The organism is Croceicoccus pelagius, from assembly GCF_001661915.1.
GTDB lineage: Bacteria > Pseudomonadota > Alphaproteobacteria > Sphingomonadales > Sphingomonadaceae > Croceicoccus > Croceicoccus pelagius.
Genome location: NZ_LYWY01000006.1, coordinates 237,786 through 264,112 on the forward strand (window position 1 = coordinate 237,786; position 26,327 = coordinate 264,112).

Consider the following 26,327-nt stretch of genomic DNA (forward strand, 5'->3'; position numbering starts at 1 on the left):
GCTTAGAGCCCTGCGTTACCGACGACGAGGCAGGCCAGCGCGACAAGGAACCCCGCCGTCCGGTTGGACCGGAAACGGGCCAGCGCATTGTCGCCGTCGTCAGGATGCAGCGTCGCGACCTGCCAGAAAAGGTGCGCTGCCGCGGGAAGAAGCGCGAGGAGCGCCAACCAGTCTTCGCGCAGCAGCCAGAATGACAGCATCCAAAACACCACCGCACCGATGTAGAACCCCGCGACGCCCGGCTTTACCTTGCTGCCCAGCGCCCGTGCACTCGACCGTACGCCGACCAGCGCGTCGTCCTCGCGGTCCTGCAGCGCGTAGATCGTGTCGTAACCGATCACCCAGCAGATGGCCCCTGCATAGAGCGCTGCCAGAACCGCAAGGTTCGCGCCCGAAATCTCGACCCAGCCGACCAGTGCGCCCCAGCTGAACACCATGCCAAGCCACGCCTGCGGCCACCACGTGATCCGCTTCATCATCGGATAGGCGGCAACCGGCAGGATACTGGCAAGCGCCACGACTTGCGCCTCCCAGCGCAGTTGCAAAAGCACGACCAGCCCGACGAAGCAGAGCAGCAGCAGCCACGCCCATGCTTTCTTCAACGACACGGCCCCGCTCGCCAGAGGGCGCGCCGCCGTGCGCGCCACCTGCCTGTCGAGATCGCGGTCGAGAATATCGTTATAGACGCAGCCCGCCGCCCGCATCGCGATCGAGCCGAGCAGGAGCCAGAGCACCAGCCCCCAACGATCCGCCCCGCCGGCCAGCCACACGCCCCACGCGCAGGGCCAGAACAGCAGCCACCAGCCGATCGGGCGGTCGAACCGGCCCAACAGGGCATAGGGCCGCAGCGAGGCGGGAAGCCTGCCGACGAGGCCGCGATACTGGGTGTCGGGAGTTGCAGTTGCCGTCATGGACGCCGGTCTAGCGCCGCTTCCCGCGCCGCGCCAGCATCCGTGCGCCCTCACCCGCTTTGCCTCGCGCCGTCACTCGTCTAGGAAGCGGGCCATGAACGTGAACGAACTCAACCGCGAAGGCTGGAATCGCCGCGCCGAGGAAGCGGATATCTGGACCCGCTCCTTCGACAGCGAGACGATCGCGCGGGCGCGAGGGGGCGACTGGGAAGTCGTGCTGACCCCGCTGATCCCCGTGCCGCGCGCATGGTTCGGCGACATCGCGGGCAAAGACGTGCTCGGCCTTGCCTCTGGCGGGGGGCAGCAAGTGCCGATCTTCGCCGCCGCCGGTGCCAACGTAACCAGCTTCGATGCATCCGATGCGCAGCTTGCCGCCGACCGCATGGTGGCAGAGCGCGAGGGGCTGACAATCCGCACGGTGCAAGGATACATGCACGATCTCTCGGCGCTGGAAGACGACAGTTTCGACCTGATCTTCCACCCCTGTTCCAATTGCTACGCGCCCGAAATCCTGCCGGTCTGGAAGGAATGCGCCCGCGTGCTGCGCCCCGGCGGTGTCCTCATGGTCGGCATCACCAAGCCGGAGGTTTTCATCTTCGATCTCGAACCGTGGGAGCGCGGCGAATTGGTGGCAAAGCACAAGCTGCCCTATTCGGATTTCGACCTGCCGAAGGAAGAGCTGGAGCCGCTGCTGGCCCGCGATCACACCGCATCGTTCAGCCATACACTGGAAACGCAGCTTGGCGGGCAGATGGCGGCAGGCTTCATGCTGACCGACCTGTTCGAGGATTTCGAACCCGAAGGCGAAGCGCCGCAGTTGTTCGCGCCCTACATCGCCACTCGTGCGGTGCTGAGGGACTGATGGGCGCCACCCCCGCCTGGCCCCCGCGCAGCGCGCCGCGGCTTTTCGTCGATGGCGCGATTTCCGCAGGCGAACAGCGCGTGCTGGACGGTCCGCAGGCGCATTACCTCGGCCGCGTCATGCGCGTCGGCGAAGGCGACGGCGTGATCCTGTGCGACGATGTGACCGGAGAATGGGCGGCACGTGTCGTCTCTGCCTCCAAGCGCGAGATCGTGCTCGATCCGGTGGAAATGCTTCGCGTGCGCGAGGAAGTGCCCGACTTCACGCTTTGCCCCGCGCTTTTGAAGAAGCCGCGCTTCGACCAGGTGCTGGAGAAAGCGACCGAACTCGGCGTTGCGAAGATTCGTCCGGTCATAACCCGCCGCTGCGTCGCAGATTCGCTCAACATGGAGCGCGCGAGGACCGTTGTCACAGAAGCTGCGGAACAGTGCGCGCGCACGGCTCTTCCCGAACTTTTCGAGCCGGTTGGCCTTGCGCAGCTCCTGCGCGACTGGCCCGAGGATGCCGTCCTGTGGTTCGCGGACGAGATGGGCAATGCTCCGCCGGCCGCGACCGCCTTTTCCGAACGTCTGCCGCCCGCAGGCCTGCTGATCGGCCCAGAAGGCGGTTTTGACGATGCCGAGCGCGAGGAGGTGCGCGGCTTTCTGCAGGCCCGCCCCGTCACGCTCGGCCCGCGTATCCTTCGCGCCGAAACGGCGGCGATTGCCGCAACGGCGGTCTGGATGGGCGCGATGGGCGATTGGGGCGCAGCGGACTGACGCGAAATTTCGCTGGCATCCGCACGCGCGGCCCCCTAATTCGCGCGGCATGTCTACTCGCACCCAGTCCGCCAAGGACGACCCGCTGATCGAGAGCCGCGACCAACTGATCCGGCCGATGGAAAAGGGCGAGAAGCCCGTCGCCGACTACCGCATCGGCACCGAGCACGAAAAGTTCGTCTATTCCAAGGCCGACTATCACGCGCCCAGCTATGACGAACCCGGCGGCATCCACGACATCCTGATGGCGCTGACCGAATACGGCTGGTCGCCGGTGGAAGAGAACGGCAAGGTCATCGCGATGGCCGGTCCCGACGGCACGGTCAGCCTGGAACCTGCGGGACAGCTGGAGCTGTCGGGCGCACCGCTGATCAACATCCACCAGACTTGCGCGGAAACCGGGCGGCACCTCACGCAAGTGAAGGCCATAGGCGAGAAGTTCGGCGTCGGTTTCATCGGCGCGGGCATGTGGCCCGACAAGACCCGCGAAGAACTGCCGATGATGCCCAAGGGCCGCTATGGCATCATGGCGAACTACATGCCCAAAGTCGGCAATCTCGGCCTAGACATGATGCTGCGCACCTGCACGATCCAGGTGAACCTCGACTATTCGAGCGAAGCCGACATGGCACAGAAATTCCGCGTCGGCCTTGCGCTGCAGCCGCTGGCTACCGCGCTGTTCGCCAATTCGCCGTTCACCGAGGGCAGGCCCAACGGCTTCCTTTCGTTTCGTAGCCACATCTGGTCGGACACCGATCCCGACCGCACCGGCATGCTGCCTTTCGTGTTCGAGGACGGCTTCGGCTACGAACGTTATGTCGACTACATGCTCGAGGTGCCGATGTATTTCGTCTTCCGCGACGGCAAGTACATCGACGCGGCAGGCCAGTCGTTCCGCGACTTCATGAAGGGCGAACTGCCCGCGCTCCCCGGTGAACTGCCGACCGAAAGCGACTGGCAGGACCACCTGTCGACCGCCTTCCCCGAAGTGCGCCTGAAAAGCTTCCTCGAAATGCGCGGTGCCGATGGGGGACCGTGGAACCGCATTTGCGCCCTGCCCGCATTCTGGGTCGGCCTGCTCTATGACCAGAGCGCGCTCGACGCGGCGTGGGACGTGGTGAAGGACTGGACGATGGCGGAGCGCGAGACGCTACGCGATTCGGTGCCGAAGCTTGGCCTCAAAGCGCCCATCGCGGGCGGCGGGACGCTGCAGGACATTGCTGGTAAAGTGCTGTCCATCGCGCGTTCTGGCCTTGCAGCACGTGGCCAGCTCAATTCGATCGGCGATGACGAAACCGGCTTCCTGCGCCCGCTGCAGGACATCGTCGACCGCGGCAAGACCCCGGCCGAGGTCTGCCTCGATCACTATTACAACGATTGGGACGAAGACGTGACCGGTCTCTACAAGCTCAAGAGCTTCTGACCGGCCAGGACCTCAGGCATGCCTTGGCAAGACCGCTTGGCGCTTAGCGCCAGGCGGTGATCTTGCCCTTGTCGTCCAGCACGTAGAGCGTGTTGTTCGCGACGACCGGCGCGAGGCTGATCGATTCGTCGAGGTTCGCGAACGGGCTTGCCTGTCCGCTTGCCACGTCGACCGAATAGACGTCGCCGTTGGTGTTGGTCAGCCACAGGCGGTCGCCGGCCAGAACCGGACCAGACCAGTATAGCTCGCCCTTCTCGTCCTTGACGTTCCGGTACTGCGGCAGTTCCGAGATCCAGCGCACCTTGCCCGTCGAACGGGCGATGGCAAGAACCTTGGCATCGTCGGTAAGGACGAAGATCCAGTTGCCGCCGACCGCGGGGGTCGAGATGCCGGCAAGGTTGAGTTCCCAGATACGCTGGCCGGTCACGAGTTCGTAGGCAGCCATGCGGCCGCCCTGACCGAGAGCATAGACCGCGCCGGAATCGATGATCGGGTCGGCGTCGACGTCAGTCAGCGTGCCGACCGAAGTCGAGATGCTGGTGCGCGCAAGGGCATCGGCCCACAGGTTGCGTCCGTTTTCGTAGCGGTAGGCGATCAATTCACCCGAACTGAAGCCCGCGATCACGGTGCCCTGCCCTGCGGCCGGTGCGGCCACGCCGAAGACGCCCGACTGGCCGGTGGAGCCGGCCTCGGTCCACTGCGTCGCGCCGGTGGCGATGTCGAGCGAGATGACCTGATTGTCCTGCGTCATCACATAGAGCGCCCCGAACGCGACCGTCGGCGAACCGCGCAGCGGGCTGGCAAGCTGGATGCGCCAGATTTCCGCGCCGGTCTCGGCGTTCAGCGCCGCGACTTCACCGACGCCGGTCGTGACGTAAACCTTGCCAGCGTCATAGCTGGCGCCGCCGCCATAGACCGACGACGAACCGTCGCCCTTCACTTCGAACGAGCGGGTCCAGACCTTCCCGCCGGTCTGTGCATCGAAGGCGTGCAGGATGCCGTTCGTGTCATAGACGAACATGCGACCGCCGCCGATGACCGGCGCTGCAGCAAGGCGCTGCTTCTCGGTGGAACCGGCGATCGATGCCGTCCACGCGCGTACCGGGCTTCCGGCGAGCGAGAGGTGGCCGTAGCTTTTCGAGGCCGAACCGCCGGCCTGCGCCCAATCGGCGTTCACCTGCTGCGCGGGAAGCGTGACGGGAACGGCGGCCAGCGCCGGATCGACTTTCGCACCGCTTTCGATGCGCGAAAGGATCGGAACCCTTTCACCCAGCGTCGGAGTCTTTTCCGGACCGTCGCCCTTGAAAGCGCCGCACCCGGCCAAAGTGGCGGCAGCGGCAGTGGCAAGCGCGGCAGTGCGCAGGAACTTACCCCGCGAGACCCGATCATGCTTCATCAATTTCATGCTCCCTATTGCCCCGCCTGCTGCTGTGCCGCGGCGCGGGCTGCGCTGTTGCGCTCAATCTGTTCCATGACTTCGTCGACGTCGTCGACCGCATCGGTGCCGACCAGACCGGCGATCTGGCGGGCACGCGCGCGAAGCGCCTGCGGCGCGGTTTCATCGCGCGAGATTTCGGCAAAAAGGGGCCCGGCAAGGTCCGGCTTGCCCTGTTCGATATAGGCCATGCCGACCATTTCGGCGGCGCTGGGAAAGAAAGGTTCGCCCGGAACGGCCAGCGGCTTCAGCTTTGCGACCACGTCGGCGGGCTTCATGTCGTCATACTGCAGCGAGACGAGGCGCAGCGTAGCCAAATCGCGCATCGGCCCGGGCGCTTCGGCATCGGCGCTGACTTCGCCGAACAGTTTGGCGGCCTTGTCCTTCTCGCCGCGCTGCTGGGCGATGCCTGCTTCCAGAAGCTTGGCCTGAACCGCATAGCCCGCGATGTCGCCGTCTTTCAGCGGCGCGACCTTTTCGATCGCGGCATCGGGCTGGTTCGCCTCAAGCCGGTCGATCGCAAGCGTCATGGCAACGGCGGCTTCTTCCGACTTCGCGTGCTGCTGCGATTCCCACCACAGGTATCCTCCCAGCCCTGCAAGGCCGAGCACGACGACGACTGCCAGCGGAATACCGAAGCGCTTGGCGGCGGTTGCCATCTGGTCCTGCCGGACGGCATCATCGACCTCGCGCATGAAGACATCGTTGCGCGCGTCTTCGCGTTCAGCTGCCTTTTCGAGATCGGTTTTCGGAGATTTAGGGCGAAGCGCCAAGTCCAGTGCCTTTCGGGCTTTGATATATTCGAACGCGTGCGGTTTAGGGGCGGGACAGCCCCTTTTCAACGGCAAAGCCAGCCTTAGTGCACCGGCATCCCCCGTCATCAAGCAGGAGACTGGTGAACGGCGGCTGAAACGGGTGGATCAACGGTCCTGCAGCGACTTGAGCCCCAGCACGCCCGCAAGCGCTGCAAGGTGCGGTGCAGGATCGTTGTGCGCCTCGGCAAAGTCGGCATTGGCCTTGCCCGAACGGGTCAGTAGCCCATCGTCGTGCGCCGCCTTTTCAAGCTGCGAGGCAAGGTCCGAGGCGCGGTCGAGCCTGAGCGCCCTGCTCTCTTCCGGCAGAAGCTCCTCCAGCCCTTTCGGCGCCACGGCCATGACCGGAACGCCAGCCGCCATCAGCGCGGGCATGTCGGACGGGATCTGCCCGTCGCTGCCGTCGACGAGCGCAAGGTCGAACAACGCTGCGACCGCACCGGGCCCGTGGAACCGGTCCGTCACGTGCAGCCTGTCGACCATGTCCTTCGCATCGAAGGCTGCCCGCACGTTGCTGGTATCCTCGGCCGAACCGAAGACGACGACGTGCCAGGCATTGTCCATCTCGATCATGGCCGACACGATCTGGTCGAGGAACTGCGCCGCATCGGCGACGCGCAGGCCCAGCCACTTCTCACCATCGCGCTTCATCAGGCGCGGAATGCTTGCCCCGCCCTTGGGCCTCGGGAAGACCGGCGGCAGAATGCGGATGCGCTGTCCCGGCACGTTCCATTCCGCCGTAACCGAACGGGCCGCAGCCTCGGTCGGCACGATCAGCAGCGGGGTGCGCGCAAGGCCCAGCTTGTGACGGAACCGCGTCCACCAGCCCTTCGGCACTTCGCCGACGCGGTGGTAATAATGGACCAGGGGCGGCAGTTTCAGCGCCTCGCCGAACAGGGTATGCCCCATCGCCGCGGGAAAGGCGCGGTCGCCATGCGTGATGACCAGTTCATACTTACGCATGACGCGCGCCATGCGGTTCATCGGCCCCGGCCCGGCGCGTTCGCGCAGCGGTGGAAATTCGGGGCGGTAGAGTTGTAGCACCGAGGCGGTGGAATCGTCGGTGTGCGGCCCGTGGTTCTCGACGTTGATCGGCAAAGCCTGGACGAGCGTACCCGTCCACGGCGCCGTGACGAGGTCGATCCCGACGTGGAGCACCTTGCGAACGCGGTGCACCTTGATCTGTTTCGCAGTCTTCTTCGCAGCCATGTGCGCCGCTTACCTAGCCTTCATCGGAAGAGCCAGCCTTGATCGCAAGTGGAAGCCGTTCGTCGAAAAGGCGGTCGATCGCCTCAACCGCCACAGGCTCCGACAGGATCGGCAGATGCCCCACGCGCGGCACGGTGACGAGTTCCACCCCGTCGAAGCGCGAGACCATGTCGCGTGCCGTGGCTCCGGTCAGGATGTCGGAATGCTCGCCCCTCAATACGAGAACCGGCTTACCCTTCAGCGCGTCGAACCCAGTCCACATATCGGTCTGGGCCGCATCGGCAAGACCCTGCTGGAATATCTCTGCAACCCGCAGATCGTAATCGAAGGTGATGCGCCCGTTATTGCCCAGTTCCATCGCCCGCTTGGCTTCGGCCAGCCAGTCCTCCAGCTTCCAGTCAGGGTAGGTATCCTGATGCACGTCCTGCAGCGCACGGGCGGCGTGCATCCACGTTGGATAGCTGCGCCCCTGCCCGACGTAGCCCGCGATCCGTTCAAGGCCAGCCTGCCCGATAACAGGCCCGATGTCGTTAAGGACGACGCCTGCAAGTCTATGCGGTTCGAGCAGCGCCATGATCATCGTGACCATTCCACCCAGCGAACTGCCCACGAAAACCGCGCGCTCCAATCCGGCCAGCACGAAGAGGCGCTGCAGATCCTGCGCATACTGCAGCGGGGTGTAGGTAGACGCGACCTTGGCATATTCGCTGTCGCCCCGCCCGCGCAGGTCGACCGCGATGACGCGGCGGTCATGCGCAAGATGCAGCGCAAGGTCGTGGAAATCGCGGGCATTGCGGCTGAGGCCCGGGATGCAGAGCGCAGGAATCGCGGTACTGTCCTGTGGTCCCGCATAGTCGCGGTAATGCAGTTCGAGCCCGTCCTCGCTGCGCCAGAAGGAATCGCGCCACCCCTTGGCGGCGGGCTTTTCACCAGTCATTCGTGCAAAGCGCCCTTGCTGCTCGTTTCGCGTGGATGTCCCGACACGCCTTGCAGACCGGTCGGACGGCCCCCACTATCGCGGCATGGCAAGCGAACCGCAAGCATCCCGCTATCGTCCCGACACCCAGATCGCGCGGATTGCCGACTGGATAGCCGACCCGGTGGACGCCGCAGACTTTCCAGAGACCACGCTGCGCTTCCGAAACGACCGCTGGGACAAGGCAGTCGGGCTGGACGGGTTGGGCGAGGAAGACTGGCTGCGTCACTTCGGCCGGTTCGAAGCCCTGCCCGACAACCTGCCCCGTCCGCTGGCGATGCGGTATCACGGACACCAGTTCCGCAACTACAATCCCGACATCGGTGACGGTCGGGGATTCCTGTTCGCCCAGATGCGCGACGGCGCGGATCGCCTGCTCGATCTTGGCACCAAGGGGTCGGGGCAGACGCCCTACAGCCGCTTCGGCGACGGCCGACTGACGCTGCGCGGCGCGGTGCGCGAGATCCTGGCGACCGAGATGCTCGAAGCGCTGGGCGCGAATACGTCCAAAACGTTCTCGGTGATCGAAACCGGCGAGAACCTGCAGCGGCATGACGAACCCTCGCCGACGCGCTCCGCCGTCATGGTCCGCCTCAGCCACGGGCACATCCGCATCGGCAGTTTCCAGCGCCTTTCCGCGCTGGGTGAGAACGAACATCTGGCGGAGCTTGTCGAATATGCGCTCGATCTCTACCCCGGCCCGCCGCCACCGGAGGACGCGCCGGAACGCGATTTGCCGCCCGTCCAGCTCGCGCATCTAGTGGTCGAGCGGATGGCCGACCTTGCCGCCTCCTACGTGACGGCGGGCTTCGTCCACGGCGTGCTCAATACCGACAACATGAACGTGTCCGGCGAAAGCTTCGACTATGGCCCGTGGCGCTGGCTGCCCAAGTGGGATCCGGCCTTCACCGCCGCCTATTTCGATCATTCCGGCCTCTACGCATTCGGCAGGCAGGCCGAGGCGATGCATTGGAACGCGGCGCAATTGTGCATCGCGCTGCGCCCGATCTGCAAAGCCCCGCCGCTTGTCGCCGCGCTTGAGCGTTTCCCCGAACTGTTCACCGCCAACGTTGCGCGCCGCTTCGCATGGCGTCTGGGCGCGCCCGATGCGACGCCGGAACAGGCGGCACTTCTGGTCCAGACAGGCGAGGCCGCGCTGACCAGCAGCGGAATGCAGCCCGATGCCTTCTTCTTTGCCGCACGCACCGATCGCCTGCCCGAAGGAGCGGTGATGGATGCGTTTCGCGCTGCACTCAACGATGCGTCCCGCGTGACCGATGACCACGACTACTGGTCGGACGAAGCACCGCAGTCGCTATTGATAGAAGAAGTCGAAGATATCCTGAACGCGGTCGATCTCGAAAACGACTGGATGGTGCTCGACCGCAAGGTTGCCGCGCTGCGCCGCATGGGCGAAGCGCACGGCGCCGCGCCAAAGCCTGCCGCGCAGCCCTAGAGGTGGTTTCAATTGCAACCACGAAGTCCTAGATGGGGCGCACGATATTCATGCATGGCCGTGCCAAACGGCCAGTGACAGGAGGATGACCCCCGTGACCTTGATTTCAACCGAACCGGCCACCGGCGCCGAACTCTGGCGGGGTGAGCATGGGGACGCCTCAGCCGCCATCGGCCGCGCGAGGGCCGCCTTCCCCGCCTGGGCCGCACGTCCGCTGGCAGAGCGCAAGGCCCTGCTCGAAGCTTTCGCAGAAGAAGTGAAGAAGGACGCCGACGCCTTTGCCGAATTGATCGCGCGCGAAACCGGCAAACCGCTTTGGGAAACGAAGACCGAAGTCGCCGCCGTTGCCGCCAAGGTCGCGATTTCCGTCCGCGCGCACGAAGAACGCACTGGCGAGCGGATCGACGATGCGCCCGGTGGCCGTTCCGCCCTGCGCCACAAGCCGCACGGCGTGATGGCGGTGCTTGGCCCCTACAACTTCCCCGCGCACCTGCCGAACGGGCACATGGTCCCCGCGCTGCTGGCGGGCAATGTCTGTGTGTTCAAGCCGTCGGAAAAGACGCCTGCGGTGGGCGAATACCTTGTGAAGCTTTACCACCGCGCGGGCGTGCCCGAAGATGTGGTCCAGTGCGTCGTCGGCGCCGCCGACGTGGGCCGCACGCTGACCAGCGATACGCGGGTCGACGGCGTGCTCTTCACCGGATCGTCCAACACCGGCATCGCCATCGGCAAGGCGCTGGCAGAGCGCCCCGGCGTGATCTGCGCGCTGGAAATGGGCGGCAACAACCCGCTGGTCGTGTGGGACACCGACAAGCTGGCAGAGGCCGCGACGATCATCGTGCAATCGGCCTACACCACTGCGGGCCAGCGCTGCACCGCCGCGCGCCGCCTGATCGTGAAGGACAGCATGGCAGATAGCCTGCTGGCCGAACTTCTGCCGCTGGTCGACCGCATTCGCGTCGGCGCGCCGTTCGACGATCCGCAGCCCTACATGGGTCCGGTGATCGACAACGATGCGGCAGACGGCCTGCAGCGCGGGTACGATCAACTGATCGAGATGGGTGCGAAAGTCCTGCACCCGCTGGAACGGCCCGATCCGGCCCTGCCGCTGCTTACGCCCGCGGTCCTCGATGTCACCGGCATTGAGGGCCTGCCCGACCGTGAATTGTTCGGCCCGGTACTGCAGATCGTGCGCGTGCCCGATTTCGATGCAGCGATCGAGGCCGCGAACGACACCGCCTACGGTCTTTCGGCCTCGCTCGTCGGCGGAAGCGAAAAGGAATGGCAGCGGTTCTGGCGCGAAAGCCGTGCCGGCATCGTCAACCGCAACAAGCCGACCAACGGCGCCTCGTCCGCCGCTCCGTTCGGCGGAACGGGTCTTTCGGGCAATCACCGACCGGGCGCGTTCTATGCTGCGGACTATTGCTCTTATCCCGTCGCCTCTGCCGAAGGGGATGAGATCGAGGCCAGCATCGGCGTCGGCCTGAAATAAAGCCCGCGCACACAAAACGCCGCGCCGGTCATCCCGGCGCGGCGTTCCTCTATTACTCTTGCGAGTATCTTAGCGGCAGCGCGAATTGCCCTTGTCGATCTCGCGGCCCAGCAGGGCACCGCCCGCCGCACCAAGGATCGCGCCCAGCGTCTTGTCTCGGGCGACTTCGTTACCGATCAGGCCGCCAACCGCGCCGCCGATAAGCAGGCCGGTCGTGCCGTTGTCCTTGCGGCAGTAGTAACGGCCATCGTTGCCGCGCCACACGCGGGTGTTCCGCGTCACGCGGTCGCCGCGATAATAGTCGCGGCTGCCGTAACGCTCGCCCCGCCGGTCGTACCGGTCATAGCGGTCGTACCGGTCATAACGGTCATGCCGATCTCGCTTGTGCGCGGCGCTTTCGACTTCGTAGGTCGATGCAACGGGGTGATCGTAAGCTGCGGCCTGCGCGGTCGGAATGGCACCGACGGCAAGTGCGGGCGCTGCGGCGAGGATCAGGCCGGTGCGGAAAATGGGGGAACGGGACATTGCAGGGTACTCCGAATTCAAATCTGTATCTTGATCGCCCATTCAGGATTAGAACCCCGAACCTGAACGCCATGAAAACAGATCGTCTCGGTCCAACGATTTGCAGACACGCCCTATCGGCACACCGAAATCGCGCCTAGGGGCGCAGTCGTGACTACCGATACCGACTCGCAGACCAAGCGCGGCCTTCCCTATGCGCTTGGCGCATACACGCTGTGGGGCCTGCTCCCGCTCTATCTCGTCTGGCTCAATCCGGTCGATCCGTTCCGGCTGGTGGCATGGCGCGTGCTGTGGACGATCCCGATCTGCTTTGCCGCGCTCGCGCTGTTCCGCAACTTCGCGAAACTGAAGGCAGCTTTCTCCAATCGGCGCGCCATCGGACTTCTGCTGTTAAGTGCGCTGCTGATCACGGTGAACTGGGTCGCCTATATCATCGCGGTGCAGGCAGGGCAGTTCTATGCTGCCAGCCTCGGATATTACATCAACCCGCTCGTCAATGTGCTGCTCGGCACGCTCTTCCTAGGCGAGAAGCTGTCGAAGCTGCAATGGTTGGCCGTCGCGGTGGCGTCGATGGGGATCGGCATTCTCGTCTTCGAAGCGGCTGACACGCTCTACATCAGCCTGACACTGGCGTTCTCGTTCGGGCTCTACGGCCTCGTGCGAAAGCAGGTGAAGGTGGATGCCCTGCCCGGCCTTACGGTGGAAGTCCTGCTCGTCGCCCCGCTCGCGCTCGTCGCGCTGGCGGTCGTGCCGGAAGGGGCGGAGGATTTCGGGACGAGCGTCTCGATGTCACTCCTCCTCATGGGGGCCGGCGTGATGACCGGCGTGCCGCTGCTGCTGTTTGCAACGGCGGCGCGGCGCATGGCCTATTCGGCACTGGGCTTCGTACAGTTCCTGGCGCCGACGATGGTGTTCCTGTCGGGCCTGCTGATCTTCGGTCAGGAACTGGTTACGGCCCAGGCGATCTGCTTCGCCCTGATCTGGACGGCAGTGGCGCTGTTCTGCGCCGATATCGTGATGAAGGGGCGCAGGCGGCGTTTGCCGCCCGACCCAGTTTAACTCAGGACCGTCCGATCAGAGCGAAAAGGCAAAGCGCAACGGTTCGCCCTGCGCGCTTTCGCCAAGCTGGCCATCCCACATTGCGACATTGCCTCGGATGATCGTGCCGACGACGCGGCCCTTCAACTCCATCCCCGTGAACGGCGACCAGCCACAGCGCGAGGCCAGCCATTCATCGGTGATGGTGAAGCTGCCCTTGCGGTCGACGATAGTGAAGTCCGCGTCATAACCGGTGGCAATACGCCCCTTGCCGACCAGACCGAACACGCGCTGTACGCCCGCGCTGGTCATGTCGATCAGCCGTTCCAGCGTCATGCGCCCTTCGAGCACGTGGTTCAGCATCAGCGGCAGAAGCGTCTGCACACCCGGCATGCCGCTGGGGCTGTTGGGATAGGGTTTGGCCTTTTCCTCAAGCGTGTGCGGTGCATGGTCGGACCCGATCACGTCGGGCACGCCCTGCTGCAGCCAGTGCCAGAGGCCGTCGACATGCGCCTTGCTGCGGATCGGCGGGTTCATCTGCGCGTGGCTGCCAAGGCGCGGATAGGCATCTTCGGCATTCAGCGTCAGGTGCTGCGGCGTGACTTCGCATGTCGCCACGTCGCGGTGCTGGGCGATGACTTCCAGTTCGGCAGGCGTCGTCACGTGCAGGATATGGATCGGACGCTTCGCCTCGCGCGCAAGACGCAGGATGCGACGGGTGGCCAGCATCGCCGATTCGTCATCGCGCCAGACCGGGTGGCTCGACGGATCGTTCTCGACGCGGTGGTCCTTGCGCGCGTTCATCCGCTCCTCGTCCTCAGCGTGGATGGCGACGCGGCGGCGGCCCGATGCCAGCACGCGGGCAAGATTTTCGTCCTCTGCCACCAACAGGCTGCCGGTCGACGCGCCCATGAAGATCTTCACGCCCGCGGTGCCGGGAATACGTTCCAGCTCGGCAAGGTTCTCGGCGTTTTCGGCCGTCGCGCCCACATAGAAGGCATGATCGCACCACATCCGGTGATGGGCGCGCTTCAACTTGTCGTGGATGCGTTCTTCTGTGTCGGTATTGGGGTTGGTGTTCGGCATTTCGAAAACGGCGGTAATGCCGCCCAGAACCGCCGCGCGGCTGCCGCTTTCAAGATCTTCCTTCTGCTCCAGCCCCGGTTCGCGGAAGTGGACCTGGCTGTCGATGACGCCGGGAAGAATGTCGAGGCCGGCACAATCGACCTTGCGAACGCCGGGATAATGCCCAACTCCCACGATGCGGCCACCGGCAACGGCGACCTCGGCTTCGACCGGTCCGGACGGCGTATGCACGGTGCCGCCGCTCAGGACCCACTCGGGGGTTTGGTGCGTATCAGTCATGGTCCTTCATCTAGGAGGGCGCAGGCCATTTGGCAAAGGGACTTGCATGAGCGACGGCTTCACCTCGACACGTCTGTGCGACAGGGCGATCATCCGGCTGACCGGAGAGGAAGGGGCAGGCGGCAGTGATGTCGCCGAATTCCTGCAAGGCCTCGTCACCAACGACGTAAAAGGCGCGCTTCCCGTCTGGGCCGCATTGTTGAGCGCACAGGGCAAGGCGCTGTTCGATTTTTTCGTATGGCCCGCGAAAGATGCATTGCTGATCGATTGCGAGGCCGCCCATGCCGAGGAACTGGCAAAGCGACTCACGCTCTATCGCCTGCGCCGCAAGATCGACATCGCGATCGACCCCAAGGTCGCCGTCCACTGGACCGCGCATCGCGGCGACGGCGGCGGCGACGATCCGCGCATGGCCGCACTCGGCCAGCGTTGGCTGGAACCTGTGGAGGACGATCCCACTGACTGCGCGGACGAGGCCTATCGCAAGCATCGCCTGTCGCTGGGCGTTGCCGAAGGACGCGAGGAACTGGGCCATGACCAGACGCTCTGGCTTGAATGCAACGCGGTCGAACTGCACGGCGTCAGCTTTTCAAAGGGCTGCTACGTGGGCCAGGAGAACACAGCCCGGATGAACTGGCGGCAGAAGGTAAACCGCCGACTTGTCGTCGTGCCGCTGGAAAAGTCGGAAGAGAAGCGCCGCCGTGTCGCCTATGACCAATACGATCTTGCCATCGATCACTTGCGCGTGGCCGATGCCGATCCGTCGCTGTTCCCGAAATGGCTGCAAGGCGCGCTGACGAGCGCCGAGGACTAGTCCGCCAGCGCCTCTTTCGCGCCGCCGGTATCTTCGCCGCGCGGCAGGATGGCGACCAGTTGTCGCGTAGCCAGATCGCGGGCATAGCCGTGCGGCAGGTCAAGCGAATCCGCCAGCGTATTGCCGATCATCGATTCGCCCAGCGCCTGGAGGACGAGCGTCATTGTCGCCTCGCGCACCTTCTTCCAGTCTTCGCCCGCAGGACCGATCTGATCGAGCAGCCCGTGGATCGCGTCGAAAATCGGGTCCAGCGCATCGCGATTGCCCGTCACCGCCATCCAGTTGGCGAGAGCGCCAGCGCCCTGAACGCCAAACGCGTCAAAGACGAGATCAACGATCTCGCGCGCGCTTCCCTGCCCTGCCCGGCGGGCCTGCACCGCCTTGCCGATCGTTTCACAGACCGCACTGGCCAGGTGGCCGGCCAGCGCCTTCTGCAATCCATCGGCGCTGCCGAAGTGGTGGAGGAGGTTCGAATGGGTACGCCCGACCTTACCCGCCACAGCCTTCAGCGTGACAGCCTGCGGGCCGCTTTCGATCAAAATTTGCAAAGCCGCGTCGAGCGCCATGCGGCGACTGTCAGCCGGGCTGAATCGCTTGCGTATCGTCGTCAAACTGCAACTTCCCCGTTCCCTGCACGGCGTTTACTAACACATCACCGGGCAGCCTGCCATCGACATGGCAGGGCAGAGGCGCACGATTACTGGAAACCGCGCCCTTTCAACGACATGTCACAAAGCCGTCACGCAGCGATGGCGGCCAGTTCCTCTAAACCAGCTTCGCCGGAAGGGGGCGGAAGCTGCCGAGCAAGCTGGGCCAGCGAATCTTCGGCCTCATCGAACAGGCCGACGTTGCGCCACGCAGGCGCGAGCCAGAGAACCGGCTGCCATTTGCGGCGCATGACGCGAAAAACCGCCGTGCCAATCAGGCGCGCACCGGCAAGATCCTGTCCCTCGGGCCCTTGCCCGCCGGGGAAGGTAACGACCAGGCCCTGACCTTCGAACTTCAAAGGGTCGTGGCGTGCAGGAACGTCGAGCCCGGACAACCGGACACGGTCTTCCGGCCAGGCCGGGCGGACGAACAGGTTTTCACTGCGAATGAACATCGCAAAATCACTCCCCGAGAACGCAAGGCGCCGATAGCAGCGATGCGTTGCAATATGGTGGCACCGAACCGAGGCATGGGACCGGATGCGCGTTCAGGGAGAGCAGAACGAAAAAAGGGAGCGGGGGTGGCCCCTCTCCCTTTTCAGGCCGACATCAGGTGTCGGCGAGGCCATCCCGCGAAGGACGGCCCTTTATCGACCATCCGATTACTCGGCGGCTTCCGCCAGCGCGTCGACCGACACGAACTTGCGGCCGAGCTTGCCTTCATGGAAGCGTACCTGACCTTCGGTCAGCGCGAACAGGGTGTGATCGCGGCCGATGCCGACGTTGTCGCCGGGGTAGAACTTCGTACCGCGCTGACGCACGAGAATGTTGCCACCGACGACGGCTTCGCCACCGAACTTCTTCACGCCAAGGCGGCGGCCGACCGAATCGCGACCGTTACGCGACGAACCGCCTGCTTTTTTATGTGCCATGGTTTAGTGCTCCGAATTCGTTGGGCGGCGACTTAGGCCGCGTCTTCCTGCTTCTCGGTCTTCTTCGCGGGCGCCTTCTTGGCAGCGCCGACCGAAGTGATGCGCAGCAGGGTCATCTGCTGGCGGTGACCGTTTTTCCGGCGATAGTTGTGACGGCGACGCTTCTTGAAGACGATCACCTTCTCCGACTTTGCCTGAGCGATGATTTCGGCCGAAACCGTAACCTTCGAGGCGTCTTCGAGCTTGTCACCTTCGCCAGCGAGAAGCACGTCACCCAGAGTGATCGTGTCGCCGGCTTCACCTGCCAGCTTCTCGACTGCGATCTTGTCACCTTCGGCAACGCGATACTGCTTGCCGCCTGTACGCACGATTGCGAACATTGTTCACCTGTCTGTTCTGCCGCGAAGCCACGACCCGACGTCAATGCGCCGATGTTGTATCCGTGCCGATCTGCGGGCGTTTATTTCCCGCAAAGGCGCAAAAAACGAAGCCGATGCCGGATTGAGCGGTGCCCGTTACTGGAGAAGCCGTCCGCTGTCAACGCGCGATTGGCGGTTGTCGGCCACTCGAGGCCATCTTTACCCGGTGCCATGCAAGGTGGTGGCTGGCACCGCCAAATCAAGCTGCTATGAGAGAGGCGATGTCGCATCTTCGCAACCACGCCGCCCGCCTGCTCGTCCTCGCCTGCGCGACCGCTACCCTGTCGGCCTGTGCCGGCACCTCTTCCAAGTATCCCTCGCTTGCCGTGCGCGATGCCGAGCGGATGACCGGCAGCGCCGAGCCGGCAGAACCGGACGTGACCGCGCCGGTCACGCCCCCTGCCCCGCCCGCGGACCTTCCCGGCCGCCTTGCCGCGATCGAGAAGGTGGCCTACGCCTCGCATGAAACATTCCTTGCCCGAGAGGCGACTGCCCGGGCCAAGGCGCGCTCCGCCTCGGGCGCGGCGCCTGGCACGCTGGCATGGTCGGATGCCGAAGTCGCTCTCTCCAGCCTCGAATCCGCGCGCAGCGATACGATGTTCGCGCTTGCCGATCTCGATTCGCTTTTGGCCGTGGGCGCGGTAGACGAAGCGGACAGCGACAACCCTGCCGGTCTGCCGCAAATCGTGGCCCTGCGCGAAAAGGTTGAAGGCCTGATCGCGGCCGAGGACGCGGTGCTGGAAAGCCTGCGCGGCCGTTGATCAGCCTGCGATCACGAGCTGGCCGGTCACGCCCTCGTTACCCGACAGGAAATCGATCGCGGCCTGAAGAGCCGCATTATCCCCGCCGGAAAGCGGTGAAACGCCGTTCACCCGAAGCGGCGCATATTTGCGCGCGAGCGCGGCCAACGCTTCCTTGCGCCAGCGGTGCGGCTTTTCCTCGGCAGCGCCGAATTGCAGGATCACGCCCGAACCACCGGCGAGAACATCCTCGATTTCCGGCAGGTACTCGGCAAAAAATCTGGCAGCGGCGGCCAGCGGCTCCGCATCGCCCAACGGCACGGGGATGACCCGCACGGGGATCACCTGCTCCGGTATCAACGCCGGTTCCGCACCAGCGTCATGCCGATCTTCTCGTCCGCCTCGGCAATAGCGAGCTTCACGATCTTCACCTTCACCTGGTTCACGCGGTCGTCCTGAAGGAACAGCGTTTCGCAGATATGCTCGGCCACAGCCTCGATCAGCTTGAAGTGGACGCCTTCGGGCAGAGCGCCGCTCGCCGCGAATTTCAGGTCCATGTAGTTCTTGCTGGCCGACAGCGGGGTATCGGGGTCGAACCGTTCGGGCATGGCCAGATCGACCGCGATCGAAATTCGCAGCGGCTGCGGCTTGCCGGTTTCTTCCGAATAGATCCCGGTCAGGACGTCGACGACGAAATCCTCGACCTCGAGTGTCAGGCTGTCGCTCATCATCAGTTCCCGTCGTTGACCCAGCGCGCGAAAATCGCGGTCGGCAGGATACGGCCGCCCTCGCCCGCTTCACGCACGGCAAGCTCGCCATGTTCGATCCGCCCCGGCAGGCCAGCGAACTTTTCAGCCAAGAGCCCTGCCAGCGCGAGCGAGCTCATCCGCACGGCATAGGCGGTGAGGAAAAGAAAACGCGAATCGGCATCGAGCAGGCTGCGGCAATCGGTGACGAGGCCGGGCAACCCGTCCTCGATGCGCCATACCTCGCCGCCCGGACCGCGCCCGAATTTCGGCGGATCGAGAATGATGCCGTCATAGCGGCGTTCGCGGCGAACTTCGCGCGCGGCGAACTTCGCGGCATCGTCGACAAGCCAGCGGATCGGCGCGTCTTCCATGCCCGACGCGGCGGCATTGTCGCGCGCCTGCGCCACCGACTTCTTGCTGGCATCTACATGGGCGACACGGCCACGGCGGGCAAGGCTGAGCGAACCGACACCAGTATAGCCGAACAGGTTGAGGGTCTGCGGATCGTCCAGCCCTTCGAGCTGCGCGTCCATCCAGTCCCACACCGGTGCCATGTCGGGGAAGAAGCCCAGATGTCGGAAGGGCGTGCACTGCGCGGTGAAGTTAACCTCGCGCCATGACAGCGGCCAGCCATCCTTGGGCACGCGCGTATTGAAATGCCAGCGACCGCCGCCATCCTCGTCACTTGCGGGGATGAACTCGCCATCGGCCTGCCAGTCCTTCGTGCGGGGCGTCCACATCGCCTGCGGTTCGGGCCGGATGAACCGGAACGGGCCGTAGCTTTCCAGCTTGCGACCGTTCCCGCTGTCGATCAGGCGATAGCTATCCCAGCCCTCGCCAGAGAGCAGAATCGGGTTTTCGACCAGTTCCGCCATTACAGCGGGCTCGGCGTAGCCCGTTCGGCGACGAATTCGGCCACGGCCTCGTAAGTGCCGGGAAGTTCGCTGAAGGCTTCCTCACGCTCGTACAAGTCACCCACGCGCGGGGGCAGGACGGGCTTCTCGCCGATCGCCTTCTCGACCGCGGGGCCGAACTTGGCCGGATGCGCCGTGGCGAGCGTCACCATCGGCACGCCTGCGGGAAGCTTGGTTTCAAGCGCGGCATGAAGGCCGATCGCGGTGTGCGGGTCGATGACTTCGCGGCAATTATCCCATGCCCAACGCATGGCATCCACCGTCTGTCCGGCATCGGCGCGCGCGCTGGTGAACAGGGCGGCGGCGCCGTCGCGCTGCGTATTGGTAAGCTGCATCGCCTTCGACGCTTCGAAGCTCTTCATCTGATCCGCCATGGCAAGACCATCGCGCCCGCCTGCATCAAACAGCAGCCGTTCGAAGTTCGAAGATACCTGGATGTCCATCGAGGGCGCATCGGTGGGCGTGACGCCGTGGGCCGAATAGTCGCCGGTGGAAATCGCGCGGTGCAGGATGTCGTTGACGTTGGTGGCCACGACAAGGCGCTCGACCGGAAGGCCCATCTTCGCCGCGACATAGCCTGCGAAGACATCGCCGAAATTGCCCGTCGGAACCGAGAACGCGACCTTGCGGTGCGGCGCGCCAAGCTGGACCCCGGCGGCGAAGTAATAGACGACCTGCGCCATCAGGCGGGCCCAGTTGATCGAGTTCACCGCGCTGATGCGGAAACGATCCGTCATCGCGGTATCGGCGAACATCCGCTTCACCATCGCCTGCGCATCGTCGAAGCTGCCTTCGATGGCGATGTTGTGGACATTGGGCGCGATCACGCTCGTCATCTGGCGGCGCTGCACTTCGGACACGCGGCCCTTGGGGTGCAGCATGAAGATGTCGATCTTGTCACGCCCCGCCACCGCATCGATCGCGGCCGAACCGGTATCGCCGCTGGTCGCGCCGACGATCGTGAGATGCTGGTCGCTGTTCTTGAGGAACTCCTCGAACAGCAAGCCGAGCAGCTGAAGCGCGACGTCCTTGAAGGCCAACGTCGGGCCGTGGAACAGTTCCAGGAGCCACTGCGTTTCGTCGAATTGCTTGAGCGGGGTCACCGCCTTGTGCGCGAACCGGCCATAGGCCTGATTCGTCAGTTCGAGCAAACGGTCGGGCGCAATGCATTCGCCGATGAACGGCTGCATGACCTTGGCGGCGAGTTCGGCATAGGGCAGCCCGGCCAGCGCGGCGATCTCGTCTTTCGAAAAGCTCGGCCATGCGCGCGGCACATAAAGGCCACCGTCGCTGGCAAGCCCTGCCAGCGTGACCCCGCGGAAATCGAGCGCCGGTGCGCTGCCCCTCGTCGAAACGTATTCCATGGGGCGCGCGCCTAGCCCCGCTGGCCCTTGCGCGCAAGACGCCGTTTGAGCGCGAGCGCATAGATCACGAGCGCGGTGGCCGCGAAGAAGAACCACTGAATGGCATAGGCCCAGTGATTGTTCGGGAGTTCCGCCGGGTTGGGCTTTGCCAAAGGCTCCAGCCCGGCCTGCGGTTCACTGACCACGAGACGAACGCTTTCGCCAAGCGGGGCGATGGTGCCGGTGACCGTTCCGCCGCTCCATTCGGGCGGGGCGGGATTGCGGCTCCACCCTATGGCGATATCCGCCTCGCCGCCGTCGACGGCGCAATGCGCGGTCATCGCCCAGCCTGCCTCGTCCGAGGCGTTGCGCCCGCTCATCGCACCTTGTGAAAGCACATCACGGCAATCGAGCGCGGACTGGCGATAGAGCCAGCGGTGCGGATCGGGATCGCCCAGCGGGAATACGACCGGATCGGGATTGCCCATCGCGGCATCATAGTGGGCGAGAAGCGCTTCCTTCTCGGCCTTGCGATCGAGCTGCCAGAGGCCAAGCCCGATCATCGTCGCCACGGCGGCCAGCACGATGATCGTAGGGATCAGGGGGAGCTTGCGGATCACTGGTCTTCGCCGGGCGACAAGCGCGTCCCGCCAGTCTCGAGGCTGCCCGCCTCTCGCGCGCTGCGCTGATATTCGACGATGAGCAGCATGCCCTTCGCGATGCGGAGGCCATATAGCACCATGCCGATCGTCAGAGGTACCCAAAGGATCACGTGCACCCAGAATGGCGGGTGAAACCACTGGTCGACCACGATGGCGAGGATCGCTAGCACAGTACCGATGGCGAGCGTCAGGAACGCGGCAGGACCGTCACCGACGTTGAAGCGCGAATAATCGAGGTCGCACGACGAACACCGGTCGGCAAAACTCACAACGCTCTTGAACAATGCACGAGAGCCGCAGCGCGGGCATTCGCCCATCGCCGCGGCTTTCATGAGATTGGCGGAAGCGGGGAGTTCGAACTTGCGATCTTCCCCGTCTGCCATGTCGTCGCTCATCAGTGGTATTCGGCGCCCGCGCCACCCCAGATGTAGATCGCGACGAAGAGGAACAGCCACACGACGTCGACGAAGTGCCAGTACCACGCAGCGGCTTCGAAGCCGAAGTGCTGCTTGGGCGTAAAGTGGCCCTTGTAGGCGCGCACGAGGCACACGATCAGCATGATCGTACCGACGATGACGTGGAAACCGTGGAAGCCGGTCGCCATGTAGAACGCCGAGCCGTAGGTGTTCTCACCGAACGGGAACGGCGCGTGCATGTATTCGTAGGCCTGGATGAACGAGAACACGACGCCGAGGATGACGGTAGCCCACAGACCCTTCTTCAGGCCGTCACGGTCGCCGTTGATCAGCGAGTGATGCGCCCAGGTAACGGTCGTGCCCGAGCAGAGCAGGATAAGCGTGTTGAGCAGCGGGAGGTCCCACGGGTTCATCACCGCTTCGATCGCCTTGGGCGGCCACTGGCCGTCAACCACCTCGGTCAGGGCCGAGGGAAAGAGCGAGAAATCGAAAAAGGCCCAGAACCAGCCGACGAAAAACATCACTTCCGAAGCGATGAACAGGATCATGCCGTAACGCTGGTGAAGCTGCACAACCGGCGTGTGATCGCCAGCGTGTGCTTCCTTGATGATGTTGCCGAACCAGCTGAACATCGAGATGATGAGGCCGAGGAAGCCGGCGATCAGCAGGTAGGTGCCGAACGGGTAGTCATGCATGAAAAAGGCAAGACCCGTCGTCATCACGAAGGCGCTGACCGAAGTGATGAGCGGCCAGGGATCTGCCGGCAGAATGTGGTAATCGTGGTTCTTAGCGCCGGCCATTATACGGTCCCCTGAGTTTCCAGCCTTTGAGCACTGCGGATCCGGTGACGGGTCCGCCCAATCGGTTTGACGGGGCCTTTAACCCCGCCTGCGCGCCCGGTCCAGAGCCTTTGCGCGCCTTTTCGCCGGTTAGCGGTTAGCTATCCGCGCTTTCGTAGAAGGTATAGCTGAGCGTGACCGCCCCGACATCCTTCGTATCCGGGTCGTTGAGGTATTCCGGATCGATGTAGAAAAGCACCGGCATCCGCATTTCCTGCCCGGGTTTCAGCGTCTGCTCGGTGAAGCAGAAACACTGGATCTTGTTGAAATAGACCCCCGCCTGCGTCGGCGTGACGTTGAAAGTCGCGGTCCCGGTGATCGGCTTGTCTGAATCGTTGCGCGCCACGAAAGTCGCCATGTCACGCTGGCCGATCGTCACTTTCTGCTTGGGACGCTCGGGCCGGAATTCCCAAGGAAGGCCCGGATCGGTGTTGGCGTCGAATCGCACCGTGATCGTCTTGCCGGCAGCCACCTCGATGCTGGCAGCCTGTGCTTCGTCCACCCGCTGTGTCGTGCCGCCAAGGCCGGTGACCTGGCAGAACATGCGGTAAAGCGGAACAGAGGCGTAACCCAGGCCCAGCATGGCGACCGCGATACCGAGCGCGAACATGCCAACGCGGAGGTTGCTCTTCGGCTGATCGGTATCGCTGGCCGCCGTCGCGTCTGCCGCGCTCATCGCGACGCCTCCAGCTCTGCCTCGTAGGCAGCGCGATCTTCTTCATCGGGGAAGCGCACGATGGTGAGCGCGAAGAACAGGATCACGAGGCCGACGAGAACGAGGCCAAGCGCCTTGTTCCGGCTCTTGCGGCGAGCTTCGAGTTGTTTCTGATCTTCAGGCGTCATGCGATCAGTCCTGCGTTGTAGATGAGCCTGTCGGCAACGAGCGCGCCAAACAGGACAAAAAGATACAGTATCGAGAAGGCGAAGAGGCGCTTTTCAGGCTTCATCGCGTCTTCCTCGGCGCTGGTGCGAAGACCGACCGGCACCGATAGGGCGACGAAGGCGATCGACAGCAGTGCGGCGCTGACCGCGTAGATCAGGCCTGCCGAGCCCAGATACCACGGCGCAAGCGCGACGGGCACGAGCAGGACCGCGTAGATCAGGATCTGCCGGCGGGTCGACTTTTCGCCCGCGACGACCGGCATCATCGGAATTCCGACCTTGGCGTAATCGGTCTTCACGAAAAGCGCGAGCGCCCAGAAGTGCGGCGGGGTCCACATGAAGATGATCGCGAAGAGCACGATCGGCATCAACGTGACATCGCCCGTCACCGCGACCCAGCCGATCAGCGGCGGGAAGGCCCCTGCCCCGCCCCCAACGACGATGTTCTGCGGCGTGCGCGGCTTCAGCCAGATTGTGTAGACGACGGCGTAGTAGACGATGGAGACGGCAAGCAGCGCCGCCGTCAGCCATCCTGCGGCCAGCCCCATGACGATGACAGAGCCTGCCGAAAGCGCGATGCCGAAGTCGCGCGCGTCGGTGCGCGCCATGCGGCCTGCGGGAATTGGCCGCTTTGCCGTGCGCTTCATCTGCGCGTCGATCTCGGCCTCGTACCACTGGTTCAGCGCCGCTGCGCCGCCTGCGCCGACCGCGATGCACAGGATCACGATTGCGCCGATAACGGGATGGATGCTGCCCGGTGCCGCCAAAAGGCCGCACAAGCCGGTGAAGACGACCAGCGTCATCACGCGCGGCTTCGTCAGCGCGAGAAAATCGCGCCAGTCGCTGGGGATCAGTACGGAATGATCGGTGGTGATCATCGGTGCCCTATGAACCATGCGGTCCGGTGTTGGAAGCCCGCCATTGGGCGAACGTGTTACCTCAAACAGAACGCCCCGGGATCAGATCCCGGGGCGCCTTGGTGATCGCGGTGTCCCGGTGCCTCAGTGGGCGCCGGCCTTGTCGTCGATGACCGGCAGGGTCTCGAACTGGTGGAACGGCGGCGGGCTGGACAGCGTCCATTCCAGCGTCGTGGCACCTTCACCCCAGTAGTTCGGGGCAGCCTTCTTGCCGGCGATCAGCGAGTAGAAGACGTTGATGAAGAAGATGGCGACCGAGATCGACATGATCATGTAGCCGTCGGTCGCGACCTTGTTCCACAGCTCGAAAGCCGGGGCATAGTCGGGATAGCGACGGGGCATACCCTGCATGCCGAGGAAGTGCATCGGGAAGAACAGCGTGTTCACGCCCACGAAGAAGACGATGAACTGCAGCTTCGCGAGGAACTCGGAGTGCATCTTGCCGAACATCTTCGGGAACCAGTACCACCAGCCAGCGAAGAGAGCGGTAACCGCGCCCAGCGACAGAACGTAGTGGAAGTGCGCGACGACATAGTACGTGTCGTGCAGGTTGTCGTCGATGCCGCCGTTGGCCAGCACGACGCCCGTGACGCCACCGACGGTGAACAGGAAGATGAAGCCAAGGGCCCACCACATGGGCGACTTGAATTCAAGGCTGCCGCCCCACATCGTCGCGATCCACGAAAAGATCTTGATGCCGGTCGGAACCGCGATGACCATCGTGGCGGCCGTGAAGTACATCTTCTCGTTAACCGACAGGCCGACCGTGTACATGTGGTGCGCCCACACGATGAAGCCGACCACGCCGATCGCGACCATGGCATAGGCCATGCCGAGGTAACCGAAGACCGGCTTGCGGCTGAAGGTCGAGATGATCTGCGAGATGATGCCGAAGCCCGGCAGGATCATGATGTACACTTCGGGGTGACCGAAGAACCAGAAAAGGTGCTGGTACAGGATCGGGTCACCGCCACCGGCCGGATCGAAGAACGTCGTACCGAAGTTACGATCGGTCAGCAGCATGGTGATCGCGGCGGCCAGGACCGGAAGGGCCAGCAGCAGCAGGAAGGCGGTAACCAGCACCGACCAAACGAACAGCGGCATCTTGTGCAGGGTCATGCCCGGCGCACGCATGTTGAAGATGGTGGTGATGAAGTTGATCGCGCCCATGATCGAGCTGGCACCGGCAAGGTGCAGCGAGAAGATCGCGAAGTCGACGGCAGGTCCGGGCGAACCGGAAGTCGACAGCGGGGCATAGACCGTCCAGCCGGTGCCCGCGCCATTGCCCGTTCCGCCGGGCACAAAGGCCGACATCATCAACGAGCAGAAGGCGACGAACGTCAACCAGAACGAGATGTTGTTCATGCGCGGGAACGCCATGTCGGGCGCGCCGATCATGATGGGCACGAACCAGTTGCCGAAACCGCCGATGACGGCCGGCATGACCATGAAGAAGACCATGATCAGGCCGTGGGCCGAGATCAGGACGTTCCACAGGTGGAGCGTTTCGTCGAAGTTCGCACCGTCGCCGCCGAGGAACGAGGTCCACCAGCCGAGGTACTGGATGCCCGGGGCCGCGAGTTCGGCACGCATGATGCCGGAAATCGCACCACCGACGACGCCCGCGAAGATCGCGAAGATCAGGTAGAGGGTGCCGATGTCCTTGTGGTTGGTGGACATGAACCAGCGCTGGAAGAACGGCGGCTTGTGATCTGCGTGGCTGTGCAGGTCGTGCGCGTCGTCGTGTGCCGGCAGCGTTTCAGGGGTTGCTGTGGTAGCCATGATGTTACC

29 protein-coding genes and 1 pseudogene are annotated in these 26,327 nt (G+C 64.2%); 8 read left to right on the plus strand and 22 right to left on the minus strand.

Annotated elements, in window-relative coordinates; genetic code table 11:
• Positions 1-2: 2 nt before the first annotated feature.
• Positions 3-911: a 4-hydroxybenzoate octaprenyltransferase gene (ubiA, locus tag A9D15_RS01480; RefSeq protein WP_066761077.1), complete on the minus strand. Its 909-nt coding sequence runs from the start codon at positions 909-911 to the stop codon at positions 3-5.
• 94 nt (positions 912-1,005) lie between these two features.
• Between ubiA and A9D15_RS01485 the strand changes: the two genes are divergently transcribed.
• The 3 genes from A9D15_RS01485 to A9D15_RS01495 are packed head-to-tail and all read left to right on the plus strand — an operon-like array spanning position 1,006 to position 3,954.
• On the plus strand, positions 1,006-1,773 hold the full coding sequence (locus tag A9D15_RS01485) for a class I SAM-dependent methyltransferase (RefSeq protein ID WP_066761078.1): 768 nt from the start codon (positions 1,006-1,008) through the stop codon (positions 1,771-1,773).
• Complete coding sequence (locus tag A9D15_RS01490; RefSeq protein ID WP_066761079.1) at positions 1,773-2,531, plus strand: 16S rRNA (uracil(1498)-N(3))-methyltransferase; 759 nt, start codon at positions 1,773-1,775, stop codon at positions 2,529-2,531. Before A9D15_RS01485 ends, A9D15_RS01490 begins: the two co-directional genes overlap by 1 nt.
• A gap of 49 nt (positions 2,532-2,580) precedes the next feature.
• On the plus strand, positions 2,581-3,954 hold the full coding sequence (locus A9D15_RS01495; protein WP_066761080.1) for a glutamate--cysteine ligase: 1,374 nt from the start codon (positions 2,581-2,583) through the stop codon (positions 3,952-3,954).
• A gap of 43 nt (positions 3,955-3,997) precedes the next feature.
• Here the strand turns inward: A9D15_RS01495 and A9D15_RS01500 are convergent, their stop codons facing one another.
• From A9D15_RS01500 to A9D15_RS01515, 4 genes are all read right to left on the minus strand, one after another.
• Positions 3,998-5,359 carry an outer membrane protein assembly factor BamB family protein gene (locus tag A9D15_RS01500; RefSeq protein WP_066761082.1) on the minus strand — a complete coding sequence of 454 codons (1,362 nt, stop codon included), beginning with the start codon at positions 5,357-5,359 and terminating at the stop codon, positions 3,998-4,000.
• Between the two features lie 5 nt (positions 5,360-5,364).
• Positions 5,365-6,162 (minus strand): tetratricopeptide repeat protein, encoded by a 798-nt coding sequence (locus A9D15_RS01505; protein WP_066761084.1) that lies wholly within the window; start codon positions 6,160-6,162, stop codon positions 5,365-5,367.
• A gap of 147 nt (positions 6,163-6,309) precedes the next feature.
• The gene (locus A9D15_RS01510; protein WP_066761087.1) at positions 6,310-7,410 is read right to left on the minus strand and encodes a glycosyltransferase; all 1,101 of its coding nucleotides are present in this window, start codon (positions 7,408-7,410) and stop codon (positions 6,310-6,312) included.
• Between the two features lie 13 nt (positions 7,411-7,423).
• Positions 7,424-8,347 (minus strand): alpha/beta fold hydrolase, encoded by a 924-nt coding sequence (locus tag A9D15_RS01515; protein WP_066761089.1) that lies wholly within the window; start codon positions 8,345-8,347, stop codon positions 7,424-7,426.
• A gap of 85 nt (positions 8,348-8,432) precedes the next feature.
• Between A9D15_RS01515 and A9D15_RS01520 the strand changes: the two genes are divergently transcribed.
• Positions 8,433-9,842: a protein adenylyltransferase SelO family protein gene (locus A9D15_RS01520; protein ID WP_066761091.1), complete on the plus strand. Its 1,410-nt coding sequence runs from the start codon at positions 8,433-8,435 to the stop codon at positions 9,840-9,842.
• An 85-nt stretch (positions 9,843-9,927) separates the two neighbouring features.
• Positions 9,928-11,334 carry a succinylglutamate-semialdehyde dehydrogenase gene (gene astD / locus A9D15_RS01525; RefSeq protein WP_066761094.1) on the plus strand — a complete coding sequence of 469 codons (1,407 nt, stop codon included), beginning with the start codon at positions 9,928-9,930 and terminating at the stop codon, positions 11,332-11,334.
• Positions 11,335-11,403: 69 nt separating this feature from the next.
• Here astD and A9D15_RS01530 read toward each other — a convergent pair whose 3' ends face one another.
• Positions 11,404-11,859 (minus strand): glycine zipper 2TM domain-containing protein, encoded by a 456-nt coding sequence (locus A9D15_RS01530; protein WP_066761262.1) that lies wholly within the window; start codon positions 11,857-11,859, stop codon positions 11,404-11,406.
• Positions 11,860-12,009: 150 nt separating this feature from the next.
• Here A9D15_RS01530 and rarD point away from each other — a divergent pair, with 150 nt between their 5' ends.
• Positions 12,010-12,918 carry an EamA family transporter RarD gene (rarD, locus tag A9D15_RS01535; RefSeq protein ID WP_066761096.1) on the plus strand — a complete coding sequence of 303 codons (909 nt, stop codon included), beginning with the start codon at positions 12,010-12,012 and terminating at the stop codon, positions 12,916-12,918.
• Between the two features lie 15 nt (positions 12,919-12,933).
• Here the strand turns inward: rarD and A9D15_RS01540 are convergent, their stop codons facing one another.
• A complete protein-coding gene (locus A9D15_RS01540; protein WP_066761098.1) occupies positions 12,934-14,262 on the minus strand; it encodes a dihydroorotase in 1,329 nt (442 codons plus the stop codon).
• A gap of 46 nt (positions 14,263-14,308) precedes the next feature.
• Here A9D15_RS01540 and ygfZ point away from each other — a divergent pair, with 46 nt between their 5' ends.
• Positions 14,309-15,076: a CAF17-like 4Fe-4S cluster assembly/insertion protein YgfZ gene (ygfZ, locus tag A9D15_RS01545; protein WP_066761100.1), complete on the plus strand. Its 768-nt coding sequence runs from the start codon at positions 14,309-14,311 to the stop codon at positions 15,074-15,076.
• Here the strand turns inward: ygfZ and A9D15_RS01550 are convergent.
• The 4 genes and pseudogenes from A9D15_RS01550 to rplU all read right to left on the minus strand — a co-directional run.
• Positions 15,073-15,687 carry a TetR family transcriptional regulator gene (locus tag A9D15_RS01550; protein ID WP_229660351.1) on the minus strand — a complete coding sequence of 205 codons (615 nt, stop codon included), beginning with the start codon at positions 15,685-15,687 and terminating at the stop codon, positions 15,073-15,075. The two genes, ygfZ and A9D15_RS01550, sit on opposite strands and share 4 nt — an antisense overlap.
• A gap of 128 nt (positions 15,688-15,815) precedes the next feature.
• The gene (locus A9D15_RS01555; RefSeq protein ID WP_066761104.1) at positions 15,816-16,178 is read right to left on the minus strand and encodes a hypothetical protein; all 363 of its coding nucleotides are present in this window, start codon (positions 16,176-16,178) and stop codon (positions 15,816-15,818) included.
• Positions 16,179-16,385: 207 nt separating this feature from the next.
• The gene (rpmA, locus tag A9D15_RS01560; protein WP_066761106.1) at positions 16,386-16,655 is read right to left on the minus strand and encodes a 50S ribosomal protein L27; all 270 of its coding nucleotides are present in this window, start codon (positions 16,653-16,655) and stop codon (positions 16,386-16,388) included.
• Positions 16,656-16,690: 35 nt separating this feature from the next.
• Positions 16,691-17,035 (minus strand): annotated as a pseudogene (rplU, locus tag A9D15_RS01565) (50S ribosomal protein L21); the annotation flags it as partial.
• A gap of 260 nt (positions 17,036-17,295) precedes the next feature.
• On the opposite strand from rplU, the gene A9D15_RS01570 reads away from it, so the two are divergent.
• On the plus strand, positions 17,296-17,835 hold the full coding sequence (locus tag A9D15_RS01570) for a hypothetical protein (protein ID WP_066761265.1): 540 nt from the start codon (positions 17,296-17,298) through the stop codon (positions 17,833-17,835).
• On the opposite strand, the gene A9D15_RS01575 is transcribed toward A9D15_RS01570, so the two are convergent.
• The 11 genes from A9D15_RS01575 to ctaD all read right to left on the minus strand — a co-directional run bounded on the left by A9D15_RS01575 (position 17,836) and on the right by ctaD (position 26,318).
• A complete protein-coding gene (locus tag A9D15_RS01575; RefSeq protein WP_156521601.1) occupies positions 17,836-18,150 on the minus strand; it encodes a Rossmann fold domain-containing protein in 315 nt (104 codons plus the stop codon).
• A 20-nt stretch (positions 18,151-18,170) separates the two neighbouring features.
• The gene (locus A9D15_RS01580) at positions 18,171-18,542 is read right to left on the minus strand and encodes a dihydroneopterin aldolase (protein WP_066761267.1); all 372 of its coding nucleotides are present in this window, start codon (positions 18,540-18,542) and stop codon (positions 18,171-18,173) included.
• A gap of 2 nt (positions 18,543-18,544) precedes the next feature.
• Complete coding sequence (locus A9D15_RS01585) at positions 18,545-19,438, minus strand: class I SAM-dependent methyltransferase (protein WP_066761110.1); 894 nt, start codon at positions 19,436-19,438, stop codon at positions 18,545-18,547.
• Complete coding sequence (gene thrC, locus A9D15_RS01590) at positions 19,438-20,841, minus strand: threonine synthase (RefSeq protein ID WP_066761113.1); 1,404 nt, start codon at positions 20,839-20,841, stop codon at positions 19,438-19,440. The genes A9D15_RS01585 and thrC overlap by 1 nt, the downstream gene beginning before the upstream one ends.
• An 11-nt stretch (positions 20,842-20,852) precedes the next feature.
• Complete coding sequence (locus A9D15_RS01595; RefSeq protein ID WP_308419915.1) at positions 20,853-21,440, minus strand: SURF1 family cytochrome oxidase biogenesis protein; 588 nt, start codon at positions 21,438-21,440, stop codon at positions 20,853-20,855.
• Positions 21,437-21,877 carry a DUF983 domain-containing protein gene (locus tag A9D15_RS01600; protein WP_229660352.1) on the minus strand — a complete coding sequence of 147 codons (441 nt, stop codon included), beginning with the start codon at positions 21,875-21,877 and terminating at the stop codon, positions 21,437-21,439. Before A9D15_RS01600 ends, A9D15_RS01595 begins: the two co-directional genes overlap by 4 nt.
• Positions 21,877-22,698, minus strand: coding sequence for a cytochrome c oxidase subunit 3 (locus tag A9D15_RS01605; RefSeq protein ID WP_066761115.1), 822 nt, complete (start codon positions 22,696-22,698; stop codon positions 21,877-21,879). Before A9D15_RS01605 ends, A9D15_RS01600 begins: the two co-directional genes overlap by 1 nt.
• Before the next feature lie 136 nt (positions 22,699-22,834).
• Positions 22,835-23,413 (minus strand): cytochrome c oxidase assembly protein, encoded by a 579-nt coding sequence (locus A9D15_RS01610; protein ID WP_066761117.1) that lies wholly within the window; start codon positions 23,411-23,413, stop codon positions 22,835-22,837.
• Positions 23,410-23,580 (minus strand): hypothetical protein, encoded by a 171-nt coding sequence (locus A9D15_RS16690; protein ID WP_172807434.1) that lies wholly within the window; start codon positions 23,578-23,580, stop codon positions 23,410-23,412. The genes A9D15_RS01610 and A9D15_RS16690 overlap by 4 nt, the downstream gene beginning before the upstream one ends.
• Positions 23,577-24,497: a heme o synthase gene (locus tag A9D15_RS01615; protein WP_066761119.1), complete on the minus strand. Its 921-nt coding sequence runs from the start codon at positions 24,495-24,497 to the stop codon at positions 23,577-23,579. The genes A9D15_RS16690 and A9D15_RS01615 overlap by 4 nt, the downstream gene beginning before the upstream one ends.
• Positions 24,498-24,620: 123 nt before the next feature.
• A complete protein-coding gene (gene ctaD / locus A9D15_RS01620) occupies positions 24,621-26,318 on the minus strand; it encodes a cytochrome c oxidase subunit I (protein ID WP_066761125.1) in 1,698 nt (565 codons plus the stop codon).
• Positions 26,319-26,327 lie beyond the last annotated feature (9 nt).

Bases quoted from the DNA above. Each gene is read 5' to 3' on its own strand.
- A9D15_RS01520 (WP_066761091.1), top strand. From the start codon at position 8,433: ATGGCAAGCGAACCGCAAGCATCCCGCTATCGTCCCGACACCCAGATC.
- astD (WP_066761094.1), top strand. From the start codon at position 9,928: ATGACCCCCGTGACCTTGATTTCAACCGAACCGGCCACCGGCGCCGAA.
- A9D15_RS01490 (WP_066761079.1), top strand. From the start codon at position 1,773: ATGGGCGCCACCCCCGCCTGGCCCCCGCGCAGCGCGCCGCGGCTTTTC.
- A9D15_RS01570 (WP_066761265.1), top strand. From the start codon at position 17,296: ATGTCGCATCTTCGCAACCACGCCGCCCGCCTGCTCGTCCTCGCCTGC.
- ubiA (WP_066761077.1), bottom strand. From the start codon at position 911: ATGACGGCAACTGCAACTCCCGACACCCAGTATCGCGGCCTCGTCGGC.
- A9D15_RS01540 (WP_066761098.1), bottom strand. From the start codon at position 14,262: ATGACTGATACGCACCAAACCCCCGAGTGGGTCCTGAGCGGCGGCACC.
- thrC (WP_066761113.1), bottom strand. From the start codon at position 20,841: ATGGAATACGTTTCGACGAGGGGCAGCGCACCGGCGCTCGATTTCCGC.
- A9D15_RS01530 (WP_066761262.1), bottom strand. From the start codon at position 11,859: ATGTCCCGTTCCCCCATTTTCCGCACCGGCCTGATCCTCGCCGCAGCG.
- A9D15_RS01485 (WP_066761078.1), top strand. From the start codon at position 1,006: ATGAACGTGAACGAACTCAACCGCGAAGGCTGGAATCGCCGCGCCGAG.
- ctaD (WP_066761125.1), bottom strand. From the start codon at position 26,318: ATGGCTACCACAGCAACCCCTGAAACGCTGCCGGCACACGACGACGCG.
- A9D15_RS01555 (WP_066761104.1), bottom strand. From the start codon at position 16,178: ATGTTCATTCGCAGTGAAAACCTGTTCGTCCGCCCGGCCTGGCCGGAA.
- ygfZ (WP_066761100.1), top strand. From the start codon at position 14,309: ATGAGCGACGGCTTCACCTCGACACGTCTGTGCGACAGGGCGATCATC.
- A9D15_RS01510 (WP_066761087.1), bottom strand. From the start codon at position 7,410: ATGGCTGCGAAGAAGACTGCGAAACAGATCAAGGTGCACCGCGTTCGC.
- A9D15_RS16690 (WP_172807434.1), bottom strand. From the start codon at position 23,580: ATGACGCCTGAAGATCAGAAACAACTCGAAGCTCGCCGCAAGAGCCGG.
- A9D15_RS01580 (WP_066761267.1), bottom strand. From the start codon at position 18,542: ATGAGCGACAGCCTGACACTCGAGGTCGAGGATTTCGTCGTCGACGTC.
- A9D15_RS01610 (WP_066761117.1), bottom strand. From the start codon at position 23,413: ATGAGCGCGGCAGACGCGACGGCGGCCAGCGATACCGATCAGCCGAAG.
- A9D15_RS01605 (WP_066761115.1), bottom strand. From the start codon at position 22,698: ATGGCCGGCGCTAAGAACCACGATTACCACATTCTGCCGGCAGATCCC.
- A9D15_RS01495 (WP_066761080.1), top strand. From the start codon at position 2,581: ATGTCTACTCGCACCCAGTCCGCCAAGGACGACCCGCTGATCGAGAGC.
- A9D15_RS01585 (WP_066761110.1), bottom strand. From the start codon at position 19,438: ATGGCGGAACTGGTCGAAAACCCGATTCTGCTCTCTGGCGAGGGCTGG.
- A9D15_RS01615 (WP_066761119.1), bottom strand. From the start codon at position 24,497: ATGATCACCACCGATCATTCCGTACTGATCCCCAGCGACTGGCGCGAT.
- rpmA (WP_066761106.1), bottom strand. From the start codon at position 16,655: ATGGCACATAAAAAAGCAGGCGGTTCGTCGCGTAACGGTCGCGATTCG.
- A9D15_RS01600 (WP_229660352.1), bottom strand. From the start codon at position 21,877: ATGAGCGACGACATGGCAGACGGGGAAGATCGCAAGTTCGAACTCCCC.
- A9D15_RS01500 (WP_066761082.1), bottom strand. From the start codon at position 5,359: ATGAAATTGATGAAGCATGATCGGGTCTCGCGGGGTAAGTTCCTGCGC.
- A9D15_RS01515 (WP_066761089.1), bottom strand. From the start codon at position 8,347: ATGACTGGTGAAAAGCCCGCCGCCAAGGGGTGGCGCGATTCCTTCTGG.